This window comes from Fimbriimonadaceae bacterium (genome assembly GCA_019638775.1).
Classification (GTDB): Bacteria; Armatimonadota; Fimbriimonadia; order Fimbriimonadales; family Fimbriimonadaceae; genus JAHBTD01.
Window position 1 is genome coordinate 1 of sequence record JAHBTD010000016.1, and the last position, 17,444, is coordinate 17,444.

Here is a 17,444-nt window from a genome sequence, read left to right on the forward strand (position 1 = left end):
GGCCGATCACTGAGGCTGGCCGGCGTCGTTGCTGGTCGCGGCCGGCATCGCTCTTCGCGGAGGGCTCATGTGGATGAACGTCGATCCGACGGAGGGGGGAATGAGGGAGCAAAAGCAGCGAAGCTGAAAGCGATCACGAATAGGGCCTATCCGTCACCGTTCACTCCTGACCCTCGTCTTCTTGTCGTGTTTTCCGTCCCTCGAGGAATAGATCCCGATGGCGGCTCGGCTGGCTGCGCCAATATTGTTTCGGTGCGCTGACCTGACCTCCCAGATGGGCGGCGGCGTGCCAAGGCCAGCGCGGATCATAGAGAATAGCGCGCGCCAGGGCGATCATGTCCGCATCGCCGTTGCTCACGATTCTTTCGGCTTGGTCGTAGTCCGTGATGAGACCGACCGCAATCACCGGCATGGATACCGCCTGTTTCACCGTACGAGCAAGGGGCACCTGGTAGCCGGGGCCGACAGGAATCTGTTGCCGAGGATCGAGCCCGCCGCTGCTGATATGGATGGCCGCACAGCCGCGTGACTCCAGGGCCTTGGCAAATACGATGGTCTGCTCGATGTCCCAGCCGCCCTCCACCCAGTCGGTGCCTGATACCCGCACCGTCACAGGCCGATCAGACCGGAACGCGGCCCGGACCGCATCAAACACTTCAAGCGGAAACCGCATGCGATGTTCGAGGCGCCCGCCATACTCGTCTTCCCGGCGGTTCGAAAGCGGCGAGAGGAACTCGTGGAGCAAGTACCCATGAGCGACGTGAATCTGCACGCCGTCGAGGCCGAGCCGCCCGGCGCGCCGGGCCGAAGCGGCGAACGATTCGCGAATGCGCGTCATGGCGGTGCGATCCAAGGCTACCGGCGGATGCTCGCCTTGCGCAAACGGGATTGGCGAAGGAGCGACCGTCTGCCACCCATGCTCGTGGTGGGGAGGAAATTGTGTTCCCCCTTTCCATGGCACCTCGGTCGAGGCTTTGCGGCCTGCATGGGCCAGCTGGATGACGACCGGAATATCCGACCAGCGGCGGATGCTCTCGATCGTGTGTGCCATGGCTGCTTCAGTGGCATCGTTCCAGAGGCCGGTATCGGCGTAGGTGATGCGTCCTTCCGGCTCAACAGCTGTAGCTTCGATCGTCAGGGCCGCCGCTCCCGAGAGGGCGAGGTGGCCGAGGTGAATCAGGTGCCAATCGGTCATGTGCCCATTGACCGCCGAGTACTGGCACATCGGCGCAATGACAATCCGGTTGTCGAGCGTGAGTCCGCCGATGTGTATGGGTTCGAATAACTTCGGAGCTGGCATGGGGCACTGTCTTAGCAGGTGTTCGAGCGAGAAGAAAGGGTGGAATGGAACCCGAACCCTCCCGGACATGATGAACAGGAGCTCAATATAGGCGGCGTAATTTCGCGAGCCTCACGCCCGGGCTCGCCGATCACTGGGGCTGGACGGCGTCGTTGCCGGTCGAGGGCGGTATCGCCCTCTGCGGCGGACTCATGTGGTTGAAGGTTGATCCCGAGGAGGGGGTGAGGGCGCGATGAGGACGCGGACTGGACGGGAGTGTGTGGAAAGCGACGGAGGGGACGCGCGTGTTCCGGGGATTCTCGCAGCTATTTGTGTAGGTGAAGATAGTGCCCGGCACTCGGTCAGGTCGCCCCGCAACACTTCTTATATTTGCTGCCGCTGCCACAGGGACAGGGATCGTTGCGTCCGATTTTCAGGCCGGTTGCCGGTGTAGGGCTGAGATCGCCCGCTTCATACCGTGCCTGATAGATTGCTCGACCGAGGTGCGCATAGTCACCCAATGCGTCATGAAAGCTGTCGAGTACGGTTCCGGCCAACTGCGCGAGGCTTGTGCCTGCCCTGCCTTCTTCATGATAGGCCCTGGCCAGCGTGGGAGAGGAAAAAAAGGTCAGGGTCATCAGCGCAGCTCCCAGCGCTTCATCGAGTTCCTCCGGGGTGTATTCGTCCCAGTATTCCACCAGGTAGTCATGCCCCATGCCGAACCCCTGTGCCCAATGGCTCAGAGGCGCATCGGGCTCCAGATTGTCGAGTGGGTTCGACCGAATGTCGCAGCCAGGCGGAAGCGTGGCATGCTCGGCAGCATGCTGTCGTAGACAGTATGAATAGAGTCCCATCATGGCCTGAAGCACCTGCGCTGCCTCGGCGTGCGTGTCGTAGCCGGCGTCATGATCATCGAACACCATCGGTATCCATTCCGATGGCGGGATCGGTTCCGGCCCGTTCGCGAGGCTGAACAGAAATCCCGCCAACTGCGCATATGTCAGCGTGCCGGCCGGACGCTGCGGGGAGGCCAAAAAGTCCTGCACAAGGGCGGCCTGAGCCGCCGTGAATGGAGGGATCGTCGAGGACATGGCGCAATCATAAATCCGATCTATTCCGGATGGAAGCGGGAGTGTGGTGCTGGGGCAGACCGTTGAACCGGTTGGGATCCTGCCCTCCCCTCACTCAGGCCGCCAAGGCGGTGGCGCGCACGGATTCCAACATACGAATCAGGTCGTCCATCTCTCTCGGCTGAAACAACCCGTCTGGCCCATGTGGACTGAGATCGGTAAAGGGCGATTCATAGAGTCGGGCCGGTTCCATGACGCCATGCTCGGTCAAATGATCCACGACCAGGTTGATGAACTCAAGTTGGTTGGCAGTGAAGGTCTTCCCGGTAATGAATCCCGCGAGTGCCTCTTTGGCCGCGCTACGATCCATGCCGACGAGCGATCGCACGAAGAGACCGAGACCTTGAGCGTGTCCCGCGGCCCGACGGATATCGTCCAGCGGAGCAGCGCCGCTCTCTGCAAGGACACGCTCCAATTCGGAAAGGTCTGTGACAGTGAGCGGCTGGTTCATGCGCAACTTGGCAATCACCACATGGTCGAGGTGTTCGCGCAGGAACGCTCGAACTTTGGCCAAAAACTTAGTCTGGTCAGTACCTACCGAAAAACCGGGAAGAACAACTTCCGTCTCGCTCCCCATGAGATCTTCAAGGTCGGTGTAGACGGGCTGCCGGCGCCGCTTTTCGATAAACTGGACCAACTCGCGCAGCCGGCGACGCATCGCCTCTAGGATCGGCACCGTCACGTCCTGCCACCATTCATCACTCTGCATACCCTGGATCAAGGCCAGCTGCTCGCGGACCATCGGAATGGCGGCCTTTTCCTCCAGCAGTCCCACAATCTCCCGGACGCGGTCCCGCAGGCGGGCGAACTCCGGCTCGACACGCAACAAGGCCAACTGCAGCCTGAGAACTAAGAGATCGAAACGCTTCGCCTCTTCATTCTCAGAATTGAGTTCGGTAGGCAGGCCTGCCACCTGGTGGGAAAGCTCAGCCAGCGCGGGAGGTTCCAGGATCGCCCAGGCCCCGGGGTTGGCATACTGTTCAACGAGACGGCGGTGAGGCCGGACGACGAAGTTATTGATGTTCATCGCGGCCACCTCCCCTTGCAGCACCGTAGCGAGGGATTGACGCACCGCCGTTGTCGTTGTCGGATACCCATAGAACGCCGGCGCCTCCGGCATACCCGGGATAGGCACCTTTTTCGCCTGACCGTCAATCGTGGCAATCAGTTCCAACCGTGTCTGAAAGAGGCGTTTACCTAAGGAGGCCGCCGCCGTACCCTCAGTCCCTGGGATGTCTTGGCTGAAGAATTCCAGATTCTGGCAGTAATCGAAAATGTAGAAGGACTCCTTGTGACGGCCTGGCCCGAAGAGATCATCACAGAGGCGCGTACCACGCCCGACCATCTGCCAAAACTTCGTCTTGGATCGGACCAGCTTGAAGAAAATGAGGTTCACGACCTCGGGAATGTCGATGCCGGTATCCAGCATATCGACCGAAATCGCGATATGCGGTGCCTTGTCCTTAGTCGAAAAGTCATCGATCAGGCTCTGCGCATATTCCGTCTTGAACGTAATGACCCGAGCGAACGCACCTTTGAAATGCGGATAGTTGGCATTGAACCGCTCGGCGATAAAGTCGGCGTGGGGCTGATTTTTGGCAAAGATGATCGTCTTGCCGAGCCGATCGCCGCCGGCGACCGTGAGTCCCCGGGTCATGACATGTTCCAGCACCTTGTCGACCGTGTCCGTATTAAAGAGCCACGTGTTCACCGCTTCCGCCTCGACACGGTTTGGAACCGTGCCGTCGTCGCTCCATTCCAGGGCGTCCCACTGGTCTTTTTCGTCTTCCGAGAGCGCGTCGTACCTGATCCCCTGGCGCGGAAACCTGAGCGGCACCGAGACCGCTCGCGGCGGAACAAGAAATCCGTCGCGCACCGCCTCCTCCAATGAATACGAGTCGGTCGGCACGCCGCTTTCAAGGTCGAAGAGGCTGTAGGTGTTGCGGTCCACTTCGTCCTTGGGCGTCGCGGTGAGGCCGATCAGCAGGGAATCGAAATAATCGAAGATGGCGCGGTACTTCTGGAACACCGAGCGGTGTGCCTCATCGATGACGACCAGGTCGAAATGTCCCACGCCGAACCGCCGCTGGCCGTCAGTCGCCTCGTCGATCAGCCCCATCATGGTGGGATACGTCGAAACGTAGACACGCCCCTCCGCGTGCTTCTCGGTCACCAGGTTCACCGGGGAGGCATCCGGCAGGTACCGTTTGAAGGCGTTCACCGCCTGATTGACCAGCGCCACACGGTCGGCAAGGAACAGTACACGCTTGACCCAGTTGCACCGCATCAACAGGTCCGCAAGCGCAATCACCGTGCGTGTCTTCCCGGTCCCCGTCGCCATCACGAGCAGCGCCTTCCGCTCGTGGTCGCGCTCGAACGCCTCAGCAATCCGGCGGATGGCGCGCGTCTGGTAGTGGCGCTCGACGATTGTCGGGCTGATCGACGCAGCTGCCGGCGAGCGGCGCGTCTCCCGCCGCTGAATCGCCAGTTCCAGTTCCGCCTTCTTGTAGAATCCCTGCACCCGGCGTGGTGGATAGCGGGTGTCGTCCCAGAGCCAATGCTCGTAGCCGTTGGAATAGAAGATCAGCGGCCGCCGGGCGAACTGCCGCTCAAGGCAATCGGCATACAGCTTGGCCTGCTGCTTCCCCACCCGGGGATCGCGGCGAGTACGCTTCGCCTCCACCAGTCCTAGCGGTTTCCCGTCGTCGCCCCACAGCACATAGTCCACATAACCCTTGCCCTCCTCGTTCGGCATGCCGGTGACCTCAAACTCCCGATCGCGCGACTGATCGAGCGGCCAGCCGGCTTCCTTGAGGAGCAGGTCAATGAAATAGTCGCGGGTCTCGGTCTCCGAGTAATCGTGCCGATCCGCCTGTGCAGAGGCCGCCTTCTTCGCCTCCGCGATCTCGGCGCGCAAGCGTTGGAGCTCGGTGTCGAGCGCGGTGTTGTCGGCAAGCAGGTCCGCAAGGCACTCGTCTTTCTCCCGCAAGCGCGTTTCCAGTGCCTGCAACTGCTCGGCCGTTTGGGCCGCCGCCGGTGCAGGTCGCGGAAGGGCAGCGGGATCGAAGGTGACTCCTGGGTCAGGCCGACCGGCACGACCATAGGTGTGCGCGAGCCAGTAGGCCACATGAAACAGCTCGCGCACCGCAGCGAGCCCATCCGCCTCGGGCACGGGGCGGTGGCTATGGACCGCCCGGTTGCCGAGGGTGTTGATCACCCGCGCTTTGCTGAAGACGGCCTCACCGGCCGCCTGTTTGAAACTCGGATCGTGAATCAGGGCGGAGAGGTTGTCCTGATAGGGAAGCTTCAGTGCCGCGTCATGTTTGTAGGCCCACGTGACGGTCAGCTCCAGTGCACGCCTCGCATAGAAGCACGCCGTGCGGGGATCGGTATACACTGCCCCTTCCGCCTTCGACGCGGCCTCGAAGAGGGCGGTCCATTCGCGTTGGAGAAAGAGGAACTGGCTCACAGCCCCGACTCGCCTCCCTGCGCCTTGTCTTGCTCCAGCTCTGCGTTGAGCAGGTGCACATAGCGACGATAACTGAACACCCGATCGCGTTGCCGGCGCGTCATCTCTTGTACAATGCCAAGATTCTGCAAGTGCGCGAGCGATTTGTTCACCGTCGCGGGTGTCAGCCCTGCCGCCTTGACGAGTGTCGCCGATGTCGCCAGCGGTTGCTTCTGCATCGCCTGATGCACAGCGAGCGCGGAGGGCGCCGCACGGCCGAGCCCCGCAATGCGGTCGCGATCGTTGTCCACCAAGGTCAAGAGGGCGTGTGCGGTCATCATGGCCTGTGTGGCGGTGGCGGCAATGCCTTCTGCAAAGAAGTCCAGCCAGCGTTCCCAGTCTCCGTGCAGGCGCACGCCGTTGAGTAGTTCGTAATACAGTGCGCGGTGGGTTTTGAAAAACAGGCTAGGATACAAGAGCGGCTCGCGGAGGATGCCGTCTGCGACGAGCTGCAGCACGATCAGCAGCCGTCCGAGGCGACCGTTGCCGTCAAGGAATGGATGGATCGTCTCGAACTGCACGTGTGCCAGCGCCGCCTTGATCAGCGGCGGTGTCGGCGAAGGCTTGTCGTTGAGAAACTGCTCGAGCGCGGTAAGGGATGCCGATACGGCGTCCGCCGGGGGCGGGACGAACACCGCGTTCCCCGGCCGCGTGCCGCCGACCCAGACCTGGGAGCGGCGCACCTCGCCGGGCGTCTTGCCGCGACCGTGCGGATGATCGAGCAGTGTCGCGTGCACTCCGCACAGCAAGCGGGTGGAGATCGGCAACCCGCCGCGCAGCAGTGTGAGTCCGCGATCCAGCGCCGCGACGTAACGGCTCACCTCCCGCGCATCGTCGATCGGTACGCCTGGTTCTTCGTGGATTTCGAACAGTAGGAGATCGGCTAGCGACGACTGCGTGCCTTCGATCTGGCTCGACAGCACCGCTTCCTTACGGACGAAGCTGTAGAGCAGCAAGTCTGCATTGGGCAAGAGCGCGGTGACCGCATCGAGACGGCCGAGTGCCACCAGCGCATCGTCGAAGCGCCGGCGCAGCGCGGGGCTCCATTCCACCGGCGGCTGAGGAGGCAGCGGCGCCGGCACAAAGGCCTGGAATGACTCCTCCGGAGAGCGCACCTTCACATAGCGGCCAGGCAATGGACGATGCATGGTAGTCGCGATCCTAAAATAGTGATCGTCGCTATTTTAGGACGGTCATTTTACCTAAAACAATGTAAATCATGCGCTGCGTGCCCTCGATATGGGTGGTGTGGTGTGCTTCCAGCAACAGCGCCTGCCGGCTCATGCGTCCGATCCAATCCTCTGACAGCGTGGCCGCCTCCAGAAACCCTCGGGCACGTTCGATGAACGTGAGCGCGCCGGTGATCGGATTCGTGATGGTGAAGCGCGGGGCGAAGGACATGGCTACAGTTCTCCCCGAAAGGCGCGGTGCTGGAGGGAGGCGAAGAGCATGTTGTACTCATGAATGGCACGACGCCCCACGATCTTGCAGCGTTCGATGGCGTCGATCCGACGAGTAAACTTTCGCTGAAGCTCAATGCCTGGATTTGGAACCTCTAAAGCTCTCAAAATCTCTAGATTGATGTTCTTCTGAGCGGACTCTGGCGCCTTTTTTTCCAGGATTTTTTGTAAGAACGAGAGCCACAGCCGTACAAACTCAACGGTCGCCCTCTCTTCAGCTCTGAATCCCACCACACTATCGGGAAAACAGGCATCGAAAGTAAGAATGCCTGTCTTGGCGATATTCGCTGCAATCGTGATACACAGTGTGCCAGCTGGCCATAGTCTGCTTTGTCGTAGACCGATATCTGAGTATGTAGCTGAATAGGTGCGAATATATCCATCGCAGTTCGCAACGTCACCGGTCTGAACAAATGGGTACGGCCCACCTAACAACTCAGGCGCATTCCGAGGGCGGTGCTTGGAGACTCCGCGCTCAACGGCTCCCAAGTCATTGAGCGGCCTGAGGTCCCACGAGCGAGTGTTGGCGATGGGATCGCCGAACATGTCGAGGAAGATGGATTGGGTGAGGCGGTCGAGCTTGGCGATGGCGGTTCGGCGTTTGGCCCGCAGCTCGTCCGCCTTGTCCATGATCGCCGCTATCCGCCGCTGTTGATTTAACGGCGGAAGAGGAACTTTGACACTGGTCAAACTTTCTCGTGTTATTTGAGGCTGTGCCGTTCCCGTAATTGCCTTACCAAGGCCATGATTGCGTAGTGCGTAAACCAAGAATTTCAGATCAACCCGAGCTTCGTCGAGATCGTCGAGAGCCATCGAATTGCCAGTGACATACGATTTTGCCTCACACACATTAATCGCTCCACAGGTTGCTCCACGACATGTAATCAAAACCGTCGGCTTCTCATGATTAAACTCATTGTAAAAACCTATTTTCCCGTTCGCGCCGTAGACCGGATAGCCATTTTCCGTAAATGCATTTTGAGGAATAGTGGGCCACTGCTTCGGATTGCAGAAACTGTAGAGCGAAGCCTCGGTCCACGTTTTGAGGTCACTATCCACTAAAGCATCCCCTCCAGCTCCTTCATCCCCTGCTGAATCTCCTGCTCCAGCTTCGCCAGCTCGGCAAGAATCTCTTTCGGCGGGCGGTGCTCGATTGCCTTGTGCACCACTTCCTTGTAGCGGTTGAGCGAGAGGTCGTAACCCTGCGCGGCGATGTCGGCCTTGGGCACGCAGAAGCTCTGTGCGGTGCGCGGCCGTTCTTGCTCGTTGCCGTCTCGCTGCGCCCAACGCGCTAGGATGTCAGGCAGATTGTTCTTTGCCTGCTCATCTTCAGTCAGCGCCGTCTTCGGGACCGGGCCGAGCTTGTCCTCTGACAGGAGCGGCTGGCGCTTATCGTCGAGGCTCCAACCGTCGGCCTCGACATCGTAGAACCAGACGAAGTCCGTGCCGCCGGAGTTGGTCTTGGTGAAAACGAGGATCGCGGTCGACACGCCGGCGTAGGGCTTGAACACCCCGCCTGGCAGCTTGATTACGGCGTCGAGCTTCTGGTCTTCCACCAGGATGCGGCGCAATTCCTTGTGGGCCTTGCTGGAGCCGAATAAAACGCCGTCGGGCACAATGACCGCCGCCCGCCCGCCCGGCTTGAGCAGCCGCAGAAAGAGCGCCAGGAAGAGCAACTCGGTCTTCTTGGTCTTGACGATCTGGAGCAAGTCCTTGGCGGTATTTTCGTAGTCGAGGCTGCCGGCGAAGGGTGGATTGGCCAGCACGAGCGTGTACTTCTCCTCCTCGCCCGCATGATCCTGCGCGAGCGAGTCGCGGTAGCGGATGTCCGGGCTCTCCACCCCGTGCAACAGCATGTTCATGCTGCCGATGCGCAGCATCGTATTGTCGAAGTCGAAGCCGTGGAACATGCAGTGGTGGAAGTGCTTTCGCTGACTCGCGTCGTGCAGGAGTCTCGGAAACCGTTCGCGCAGGTGCTCCCCTGCCGCCACCAAAAAGCCGGCCGTTCCGCAGGCCGGATCGCAGATCACGTCGGTGGGTTGCGGCGCGGTCACCTCCACCATCAACCGGATGATGTGGCGCGGCGTGCGGAACTGGCCGTTTTGCCCGGCGGCTGCAATCTTGGCCAGCATGTACTCGTAGACATCGCCTTTCGTGTCGCGCGCCTCCATCGGCACATGGTCGAGCAGGTCCACCACCTTCGCCAGCAGCGCGGGCGTGGGAATGGTGAAGCGCGCGTCTTTCATATGCTGCGCGTAGGTGGAGTCGTCGTTGCCGAGCTGCCGCACGAGATCGGTGCGCAGGTAGGGAAAGAGGTGCTCGCCGACCAGGACATACATATCGGCAGGAGCAACATGCTTGAAGCGCGACCAGCGGTAGTCTTCGTAGGAACGGCCCTTCGCATCCTCCCCTTCAGGAAAGACTCGTCGCGCCATGGGTTGCTTCAACCGGTTGGCTTTGTTCTCTTCCAGCGTATGCAGATCGTCGAGGCGGCGAATGAACATGAGGTAGGTGATTTGTTCGATCACCTCCAGCGGATTCGCAATACCACCGGACCAGAAGGCATCCCAGATGCGGTCGATTTGGCTACGGATTTCGCCGGTCAGCATGCACCATTCCTCTAGGCTGATTGCCGATTCTGCACGTGCCCGGCAGGATACCTGCTTGTCTCAGCGGACACAACGCCCAGATCCGCTTTTGGATTGTCCACATGGAGAGGCGAACGACGCCTGACGGCAACGCCTCACTGAGGCTTGACCCTATCATCCGTCCGTGACATCCGGGGTCACAGGGGAACCACGTCGTCTCACGTCACCCGTGAAGCGTATTTTGTGGGGGAAGAACAGCGGCTTGTCCGGAAGGCCTTGCGCGACTTCTGCCGCTCACGCGCGTTTGACTTCCGCCGGTTGCGGCACACCTGAGCTATCCAGTCGGTAGGCGTAGGCTTCTTTCATCTTCACGTTGCCGCTGTCGGTGTAGACGAACAGACGTTGGCCGTCGGTGCGGGTTTTGACGAGGCCGTAGGCCGTACGGCTGAAGCCGTAGAAGGGGCCGCGCTTTTTGGCCTTCTTCTCGTCCTGCAGGCGGGAGAGCCCTTCCTCTGCAAAGAACGCCACCAACTCGGTGGCGAAGATGAGCGGCTCCGGCACGCGCGACCATTTGCCCAGGGCGCCTATGAGCGTGGCGCGTGGATGGATGTATTCTTTGCGCGCGCTCTCGTCGCCGCTCGACACCACGCTGACGATGGGCGACACGGCCTGCATGAACGCGCCGGAAAAATCGGCCGAGCCGTGATGCGGGACCTTGAAGACTTCCGATCGCAGATTGAGAGTGCCTTTGTTGTGTTCGCGCGCGAGAAAGCGGCTGGCCTCGTCGTTCAGGTCGCCGGAAAAGAGGAAGCTGAAGCCGCCGTAGCTCAGGCGGAGCACGATGGAATGCCCGTTGATGGTGTGGGAAGCGGAACGGCCGGGGAAGCCTTCGTCGCTGTCGTTGAGCGAGTCATGGCCGATGCGCGGTCCCGTGGGTGGTTCACCGAGAAAGCGCAGCGCCGGTGTGCCCCCGAGGTCTGTGGTGATCGGTCCTAATATGTCGATCCGCAGGTCGTCCCGATTGAAGAACTCAAAGGCCTGATTGTCGCCGAGTTGCAGGCGCCGGAAGCTGAGCGGGCTGCGGCTGTTGTAGGTGGCGAGGGTCTGCTTCCACTTCTTGAACGGCTGATTCATTTCCTTGTCGTCTACGTCGAAGAGGTTTTCTTCCAGGCCCGTAAGATACAGTCGACCGTCCACCGACTTCGTCGGGCCGAGGAGTTTGCTGTCCGGCACGGCTTTATTGTTCATGGTGCTCGGGCGTTTCACGATGCCGTTGTGGTAGACGCGCTGCGGTTGCATGAAGAGCCGTTTGCGTTTGACCTTGTTGGTTTCGGACTTGAGAATCTCGTTGAGGCCGGAGAAGTGGTCGGCGTCGCCGTGGGTGACGACGAGGCAGTCGATCTTCTTCGGTTGCTCGAGGCTGGTGTTGCGAAACCGCCCGGCCAGGTAGCGCGCGAACATCTGGTTGTCGCCGCCGTCGATGAGGATGATCTTCCCGTCGGGCGATTCGACGACCATGCCGTCGCCCTGTTGCACATCCACAAAATTGACCTTCAGAACCCGATTCTCTGCGACGGGCCTGGTCAGGTCGGCGATTGTGATACGAGAGGTTTTGGTCGGTTCGATGTAGCCGGTGATGGATTCGGGGAGGATGCTGCCGTCGGGCTTTTCGCGAAAGACCGTGATGCTGACTTCGAGGTAGGTGGCGGCCTGCTTCACCACGGTAATTTCGTCGCCCCAGGCGATCGTACGGATGTACCGTTTGCGGCCCCGCTCTCTCCACACATCCGCCAGATCGACGTTCAGCACGGCTTGTTCAGGCATCGGCTTCCTCCCCTGGCAGGCTGTTACGCGTGACCGCCGCCGGCGTCCTCGGTCGAGCATCGCCCTGCGACATTCCGCAAAGATACCCCCAGTCACCGATCGTCCCGCGGTCGTGTCGAGCCGCCGTCCTGAACAGCCTGAACACAATCGTGGTGGCCCAGGACTCCCGCTTGCTCATCGGCCCCGGTGGTTTCGCCGACAGAATACGCTGTTCATCCGGAGAAATCACGCGGCCCCCCTCTTGCCGATGGAATTGCCGGCCTGCTACATTTGCCTCATGACCATGCAATTTCAGAAAAAAGATCCCCGTGCCACAATCAGCACCCCTTTCGGCGACATCCGGATTCGTTTTTACCCGGACGACGCGCCGCGTCATGTCGAGAACTTCATCAACCTGGCGAAACTGGGGTTTTACGACGACACCACCTTTCATCGCGTGGTGCCGGGCTTTATCATTCAGGGAGGCGACCCGTTGAGCAAGACGCCGGATCGGATGCTGCACGGCACCGGCGGCCCGGGCTACTTTCTCAATCCCGAAACCAACGACCGGCCCCATAAGCGCGGTGCGATCTCGATGGCGAAAATGCCCCGCGACGGCACGAGCACCCGCGACTTTAACGACAACGGCTCCCAGTTTTTCATCTCCCTGCAGGACAACAGCGGCCTCGATCGGCGCTATTCCATTTTCGGCGAGATCATCCGGGGCATCGAGGTCATCGACATGATCGCCAAGATGCCGCGCGACGAGCGCGACAATCCGCTGGAGCCGATTCGCATGAAGGTGACGGTGAAAGAGTAGCCGCAGCCAAGCGACTGTCAGCTCCTCCGGCGGCGTATTGCTGGAATTGGTTTCATCCCTTGTGACGAGCCCGTACCCCTTGCCAGGCCAGTCGCTGATACACACCGTCTGTTCTTGTTTAGTGTTCTTCCCCCTCGTTCTGTCCGGCTGCGACGGCCAACGCCAGCGCCTGATGACGGAGCAATACCCCTCCTATCCCGAAGGCGTGCGATGGGCGATTGATAAGGGGAACATCCTGCGCGGTATGACGGAAGATCAGGTGTACCTCGCGCTCGGCACACCGGTGTGCAAGAAGGATGTCGAGGATGAAGGGCGGACCGTCACGGTCTGGCTCTATCCACCGATCGGACGCAACGCCTGCATCACCAGCGCCTTTCGTGTCTACTTCGAACAGGGCGCCGTCACCACCTGGGATCGCTACACCACGCCGACGAGATATACCGATCCAGTCGGCGGCGTGCCGGCCTATTAGCAGGAGGGTGAAAAAGCCCCCCAGCTTTGTTCTCGCATCGCTTCGATCCTCAACGTACCGCAAGGGTACGCCTCGTCCCTTCGCTCGCTGCGGCCGCGCTGGGAGGACTTTTTGACCCTCCTGTTACTCCAAGCGGTGCTTCCCTGCTTGCGCGCCGACATAACCTTCACGCTTGACGCGCGGGGTGTATGACGATACGATGATCGATCAGTAATCGGTAGGGAGGTGCTGCAATGTCTATGACGACTATCTCGCCGAAGTTCCAAATCGTCATCCCTAAGGATGTGAGAGAAAAGCTTCGCCTGAGTCCTTCCCAGCGCTTGCAGGTCCTGGAAAAAGGCGGCGTGATTACCTTGGTGCCGGAAGTGCCACTCAAGTCGCTGAAGGGGGCACTCAAGGGTATGTCTAGGGCAGGCCTCCGGGAAAAGAAGGATCGCGTGTGAAGATCCTGTTGGATTCCAGCGGCTGGATCGAATTCTTTACAGGCGGACCACTCGCTGATCGCTATTCTGGATACTTTTCTTCGCGCTACGAAATCATTACGCCGACAATTGTGTTGTACGAGGTCTACAAAAAGATCAAGCGCGAGCGTGGTGAGGAGACTGCGATCCTCTTTTCCGGACGACTTCATGCAACCAACGTGGTTCAACTCACCGAATCGATTGCCTATGTAGCCGCGGATGTCAGCCTTCGGCACGGTCTGGCAATGGCTGATGCGATCGTCTATGCGACGGCATTGGACCAGAATGCGGATGTCGTGACGGGTGATGCGGATCTGAAGGATCTGCCTGGCGTGGTCTACGTGAAGTAGCCCTCCTCTGTCGCAGGTTGCCCAAAAGCCCCTTCACCAAGCCCGCAGGCGAGAGAAATCCGAAGGCGTAGCCTCGGGCTACATTGAGGATGGTTTCTAGGGGAGAACGAAGCTGGGGACCTGTTTGAGGAGGTTCCCTGCAGAACGGTCAAAACGACCGTTCACCTAGGCCGCAGCTAACGAAGGAGCGAGGCGTAGCCATGCGCTACGTTGAGCGATCTGAGAGACGCGAGAACGACAGTACGGTTTCCGTGCAGGCTGCTCAAAAAGCCGTCTGCCGAGGCCGCAGGTGAGACAAAACCGGAGGCGTAGCCCCTGGCTACGTTGAGGATGGTTTCGAGGGGAGAACGCCGGTGGCGGGATTTTTCAGCAACCGTTCTTTCGGACGAGCAAAACGACCGTCTGGCAAGGCCGCAGCGAGCGAAGAGCCGAGGCGTGCTGTTTAGTACGTTGAGGTTCTGAGGGAAGCGAGAACGAAGCTAGCGGTCGTTTTCATCGTCCGGACTAGAAGAAGGCCATGCTGGCATACGTCACGGTGGAATTATACTGATCCGTGATTCCGCGATCGTACCGCAGCACCTGCCCTGTCTCCGCCTGGATCAACCGCAGCATCGAGTAAATAGGCGAGAAACCAGAGATGCGGCGCTGGTCGTTTTCCTTCTGAATGAACTTCGCGAATTCTTCCGGGTCGCGGTTCTCGACATGTTTGAGCATTTCGAGATCGGTCTGCATGCAGCGATGGAAGGAGAAGTCCGTCGGCGGGGCCGAGTCGCCGTAGCGCATGCCGATGTGGGCCAGTTCCGCGCCGACGACGACGCAGTAGGACTTGCCCGTGGCGGCGAGCGCGTCTTTCAAGGCCTGAAGAAACGTCTCGACCTGCTCCCGGATCTGCGGATCGCGCAGACTGTCCGCCGAAAACGCCGTGAGAATCGGCACAATCGTAAACGCCTGGTCTTGGCCGAGAGTCTCTTGCAGGAACGGCAGCTGAAATTCCAATGCATGTTCATTGTGATGTGCCAATTCGTCGGTGAAGGCGGCGGGGATCTGTTCGCGCAGGCGGTCGGTGACCGCACGTTCGACGCTCACGAGCCCCAATGGTGTCTCAAAATCTTTGTCGGTCACCGCGACCGGGTGTTCCAATCCTGAGTGGGCAGTGCCGATCAGCACGTAGAGATCCGGCTTCTGGGCGTCCTGCAATTCCTTATAGGCCCAAGCATAGATCGGGCCGGCGTGTTTCATTTCGTAGGTGGGCGCGACGAGCGCCTTGATGAGTTGGCCCTTGTGCTCGGAGGCCTTGACCTCCGGCCCTTCTTTTGACACGAAGAAGCTGTTGATTTGGGCGCGCAATTTGGCTGGCTCGGCTTCATAACTGCGACCGGCAAATTGCGGCGAACGGGAGGGCGCCTGGCGATAGGCGGCCAATGCCTGCTGCTTGGCCTGCTCGGTGCGCGCGCCTTCCAGAAAGAGTTTGGTATCCAGATCGGCCAGTAACTGCTCGACCTTATTGGGCATGAGGAATTCGCCGAAGCGCTTGAGATAAATCGCGCCGATGTCCTGGACGCTATGTTCCCCGTCGAGGTGCTGCACGATGAAGAAATAATTCAGCGGCAGGACCAGGCGTTCTTTGCTCAAGCCGGTGGGGTCCCAGAGCACGATGAACTGCTCCTCCCCTTCCTTGATCGGCGAAAATTGTAGGTTACGCAGCAGCGGATACTGCTTGGGATCTTTGGCGGTCATGGTCGGTGTGGATTCCATAGTGAGGCGCATTGTAGCGGAGCAAACTTCTCAGGCGCAACAGGGGGCGTGATGTTGAACGAGCCGCCCAGCTGCGTTCTCGGATCGTTCAGAGGCTCAACGTACGACCTGCAGTACGCCTCGCCTCGCCTCTCCACTCCCTGCGGCCTTGCTGGACGACTCGTTGAACATCCCGCGCATGGCAGGTTCTTCGCAATGTACAACCTGGTCGCTTTTCAGGAACAATCTCGTGATGCCGGCGATGGATTACTGATTCGGCGGATGGGTGCTGCCGCGGCGGCTGAGGACAATGAGGGTGGCGACGGTCAGGAGCACCAGCCAAAGTGTGGGGCGTCCGTAGGAAGCATCGGAAAATTCGATGAGGTCGGTCAATCGGCCGATCAGCAGCGACATGCGCGCCATCACGGTATAACCAAAGGCGGCGCCGAAGGAAATCATCAGAAACAGAATCCCCGCGCGCGCGACGGCTTTGCCCGGTCCGGAATGTTCTACCGAGAAGAAGAAGTAAAACAGCACGGACACGACACCGATCAAGATGATGATGCCGTTCAGATGGCTCGCCGGGTTGAGCAGCGAGTAGTCGAACGTGATGCCGCCGCCCGGTGCGGCGCTCAAGAGCGGACGCACGGTGTCTTCGATCTGCTTCAGGATGAACGACGAGATGGTTCGCGGAATCGCCAACCCCGCCCCGACGCCGACGATGAACGCGAAGGCGTAGCGCGACAGCCAGGCCGCCTTCGGGACATACCGGGTGAGCATGAGCATGCCGATCCCCACCGGAATTAGCAGCGACCATTCCCCTTTGTCGAGAATCGGTCGGACGATCAAGGTCATCACCACCGTGTCGTAGGTCTTGACGATGGTGTAGCCGAGCGAAACGCCGACATAGAGATGTTCGGCAAGCTTGAAGAGCGGATTATCCTCATAGAGAAACGAGAGGATAAAGAGGGTCAGCCCTGTCGCGATCCAGGCACCGAGTATGACGGAAAATGACAAGTCCATAGCGCCTAGGATCCCATCCCATCCTGCCGGCGCTGTTGCCGCCGTAAGGAGAAGTAAAAGATGTTGCAGATGGCGACGAGCACGATGATGGCCAAATGCGTGGCCGACTGCGCATCCATGCCGGCGACCGCTTTCCCCTTTTGGCCGATCAAGGTTTCATATTCCGCCGCCCCGCGCAGGCCGCCGATCAACCCGTTGATCTGCCCGCTGCGCAACAGCGGATACAGCCCCGGTGCGATGACACCGGTGCATCCGCCCCCGAGTTCGAACTTATATTTGTCCTTGCCGAACACGTACCAGGCTTCGACGCCGGGATTGCCCGCGCCAAGGCTGATCGCATAGGTGACGTCGCGCAGGTTCTGGACGCCCGCCAACACCGGCAGGCCTTTGGTCGCCTTGCCGCCGTAGTCTGCGGGAAAGGCATTGTAGAGGTCCTGCCCCATGTTCAGAATGACGGCGCTGCCGCCGGGACTCCAGCCCAGGAAGACGTAGTCCTTGCCGTTTTCCTTGCCCGCTTCTGTGGCCGTTTGCGACAGGATCTGGTCGGCAAGACCGGTGCCGGAGACCCAGAGCGTCATGGCCACGACGCGCAAATTCTTTTTAAACGCGTGGCGCAAAATGGCGATGGCCTGCGGATAGAGTTCGGGCTTGGACGCGGGATCGAAGTCCAACGACAGAAGAAAGACCGATCCTTCGGGAAGGTTTTCGATATAGTCGTAGACGCCGCGCACTTCGGAAGAAATCTTGATCGGCAGCCCCACCGGGAACAGCAGCGGCAGCAACGTGCACAGGCCGATCACCAGAAAGATGATCCGT

The 17,444-nt window shown here is 60.1% G+C and carries 14 protein-coding genes and 1 pseudogene; 4 read left to right on the top strand and 11 right to left on the bottom strand.

Annotated elements, in window-relative coordinates:
• Positions 1-160: 160 nt before the first annotated feature.
• The 8 genes and pseudogenes from KF784_17440 to KF784_17475 form a co-directional block, all read right to left on the bottom strand.
• Positions 161-1,300: an NADH:flavin oxidoreductase/NADH oxidase gene (locus KF784_17440; GenBank protein ID MBX3120846.1), complete on the bottom strand. Its 1,140-nt coding sequence runs from the start codon at positions 1,298-1,300 to the stop codon at positions 161-163.
• Positions 1,301-1,641: 341 nt separating this feature from the next.
• A complete protein-coding gene (locus KF784_17445; GenBank protein ID MBX3120847.1) occupies positions 1,642-2,370 on the bottom strand; it encodes a UPF0149 family protein in 729 nt (242 codons plus the stop codon).
• Between the two features lie 94 nt (positions 2,371-2,464).
• Complete coding sequence (locus KF784_17450; protein ID MBX3120848.1) at positions 2,465-5,878, bottom strand: DEAD/DEAH box helicase family protein; 3,414 nt, start codon at positions 5,876-5,878, stop codon at positions 2,465-2,467.
• The gene (locus tag KF784_17455; protein ID MBX3120849.1) at positions 5,875-7,065 is read right to left on the bottom strand and encodes a Fic family protein; all 1,191 of its coding nucleotides are present in this window, start codon (positions 7,063-7,065) and stop codon (positions 5,875-5,877) included. Before KF784_17455 ends, KF784_17450 begins: the two co-directional genes overlap by 4 nt.
• Before the next feature lie 76 nt (positions 7,066-7,141).
• Positions 7,142-7,318: pseudogene (locus tag KF784_17460) on the bottom strand (Fic family protein).
• Positions 7,319-7,320: 2 nt separating this feature from the next.
• Positions 7,321-8,436, bottom strand: coding sequence for a restriction endonuclease subunit S (locus KF784_17465; protein ID MBX3120850.1), 1,116 nt, complete (start codon positions 8,434-8,436; stop codon positions 7,321-7,323).
• Positions 8,436-9,986, bottom strand: coding sequence for an SAM-dependent DNA methyltransferase (locus KF784_17470; GenBank protein ID MBX3120851.1), 1,551 nt, complete (start codon positions 9,984-9,986; stop codon positions 8,436-8,438). The genes KF784_17465 and KF784_17470 overlap by 1 nt, the downstream gene beginning before the upstream one ends.
• Positions 9,987-10,259: 273 nt before the next feature.
• Positions 10,260-11,789, bottom strand: coding sequence for an MBL fold metallo-hydrolase (locus KF784_17475; GenBank protein MBX3120852.1), 1,530 nt, complete (start codon positions 11,787-11,789; stop codon positions 10,260-10,262).
• A gap of 277 nt (positions 11,790-12,066) precedes the next feature.
• Between KF784_17475 and KF784_17480 the strand changes: the two genes are divergently transcribed.
• The 4 genes from KF784_17480 to KF784_17495 all read left to right on the top strand — a co-directional run bounded on the left by KF784_17480 (position 12,067) and on the right by KF784_17495 (position 13,871).
• The gene (locus tag KF784_17480; GenBank protein MBX3120853.1) at positions 12,067-12,588 is read left to right on the top strand and encodes a peptidylprolyl isomerase; all 522 of its coding nucleotides are present in this window, start codon (positions 12,067-12,069) and stop codon (positions 12,586-12,588) included.
• Between the two features lie 121 nt (positions 12,589-12,709).
• Positions 12,710-13,060: a hypothetical protein gene (locus tag KF784_17485; protein MBX3120854.1), complete on the top strand. Its 351-nt coding sequence runs from the start codon at positions 12,710-12,712 to the stop codon at positions 13,058-13,060.
• Positions 13,061-13,293: 233 nt separating this feature from the next.
• A complete protein-coding gene (locus tag KF784_17490) occupies positions 13,294-13,503 on the top strand; it encodes an AbrB/MazE/SpoVT family DNA-binding domain-containing protein (protein ID MBX3120855.1) in 210 nt (69 codons plus the stop codon).
• Complete coding sequence (locus KF784_17495; protein ID MBX3120856.1) at positions 13,500-13,871, top strand: type II toxin-antitoxin system VapC family toxin; 372 nt, start codon at positions 13,500-13,502, stop codon at positions 13,869-13,871. The genes KF784_17490 and KF784_17495 overlap by 4 nt, the downstream gene beginning before the upstream one ends.
• Before the next feature lie 504 nt (positions 13,872-14,375).
• Here KF784_17495 and amrB read toward each other — a convergent pair.
• From amrB to KF784_17510, 3 genes are all read right to left on the bottom strand, one after another.
• Positions 14,376-15,626: an AmmeMemoRadiSam system protein B gene (gene amrB, locus KF784_17500; protein ID MBX3120857.1), complete on the bottom strand. Its 1,251-nt coding sequence runs from the start codon at positions 15,624-15,626 to the stop codon at positions 14,376-14,378.
• 246 nt (positions 15,627-15,872) lie between these two features.
• The gene (locus tag KF784_17505) at positions 15,873-16,628 is read right to left on the bottom strand and encodes a hypothetical protein (GenBank protein MBX3120858.1); all 756 of its coding nucleotides are present in this window, start codon (positions 16,626-16,628) and stop codon (positions 15,873-15,875) included.
• A 5-nt stretch (positions 16,629-16,633) separates the two neighbouring features.
• A partial coding sequence (locus tag KF784_17510; GenBank protein MBX3120859.1) for a hypothetical protein occupies positions 16,634-17,444 on the bottom strand: 811 nt, incomplete at its 5' end.

What these genes read in the sequence shown, in the direction of transcription:
- KF784_17490 (MBX3120855.1), top strand. Translation starts at nt 13,294, where the DNA reads ATGTCTATGACGACTATCTCGCCGAAGTTCCAAATCGTCATCCCTAAG.
- KF784_17505 (MBX3120858.1), bottom strand. Translation starts at nt 16,628, where the DNA reads ATGGACTTGTCATTTTCCGTCATACTCGGTGCCTGGATCGCGACAGGG.
- KF784_17475 (MBX3120852.1), bottom strand. Translation starts at nt 11,789, where the DNA reads ATGCCTGAACAAGCCGTGCTGAACGTCGATCTGGCGGATGTGTGGAGA.
- KF784_17455 (MBX3120849.1), bottom strand. Translation starts at nt 7,065, where the DNA reads ATGCATCGTCCATTGCCTGGCCGCTATGTGAAGGTGCGCTCTCCGGAG.
- KF784_17440 (MBX3120846.1), bottom strand. Translation starts at nt 1,300, where the DNA reads ATGCCAGCTCCGAAGTTATTCGAACCCATACACATCGGCGGACTCACG.
- KF784_17470 (MBX3120851.1), bottom strand. Translation starts at nt 9,986, where the DNA reads ATGCTGACCGGCGAAATCCGTAGCCAAATCGACCGCATCTGGGATGCC.
- KF784_17445 (MBX3120847.1), bottom strand. Translation starts at nt 2,370, where the DNA reads ATGTCCTCGACGATCCCTCCATTCACGGCGGCTCAGGCCGCCCTTGTG.
- amrB (MBX3120857.1), bottom strand. Translation starts at nt 15,626, where the DNA reads ATGGAATCCACACCGACCATGACCGCCAAAGATCCCAAGCAGTATCCG.
- KF784_17480 (MBX3120853.1), top strand. Translation starts at nt 12,067, where the DNA reads ATGACCATGCAATTTCAGAAAAAAGATCCCCGTGCCACAATCAGCACC.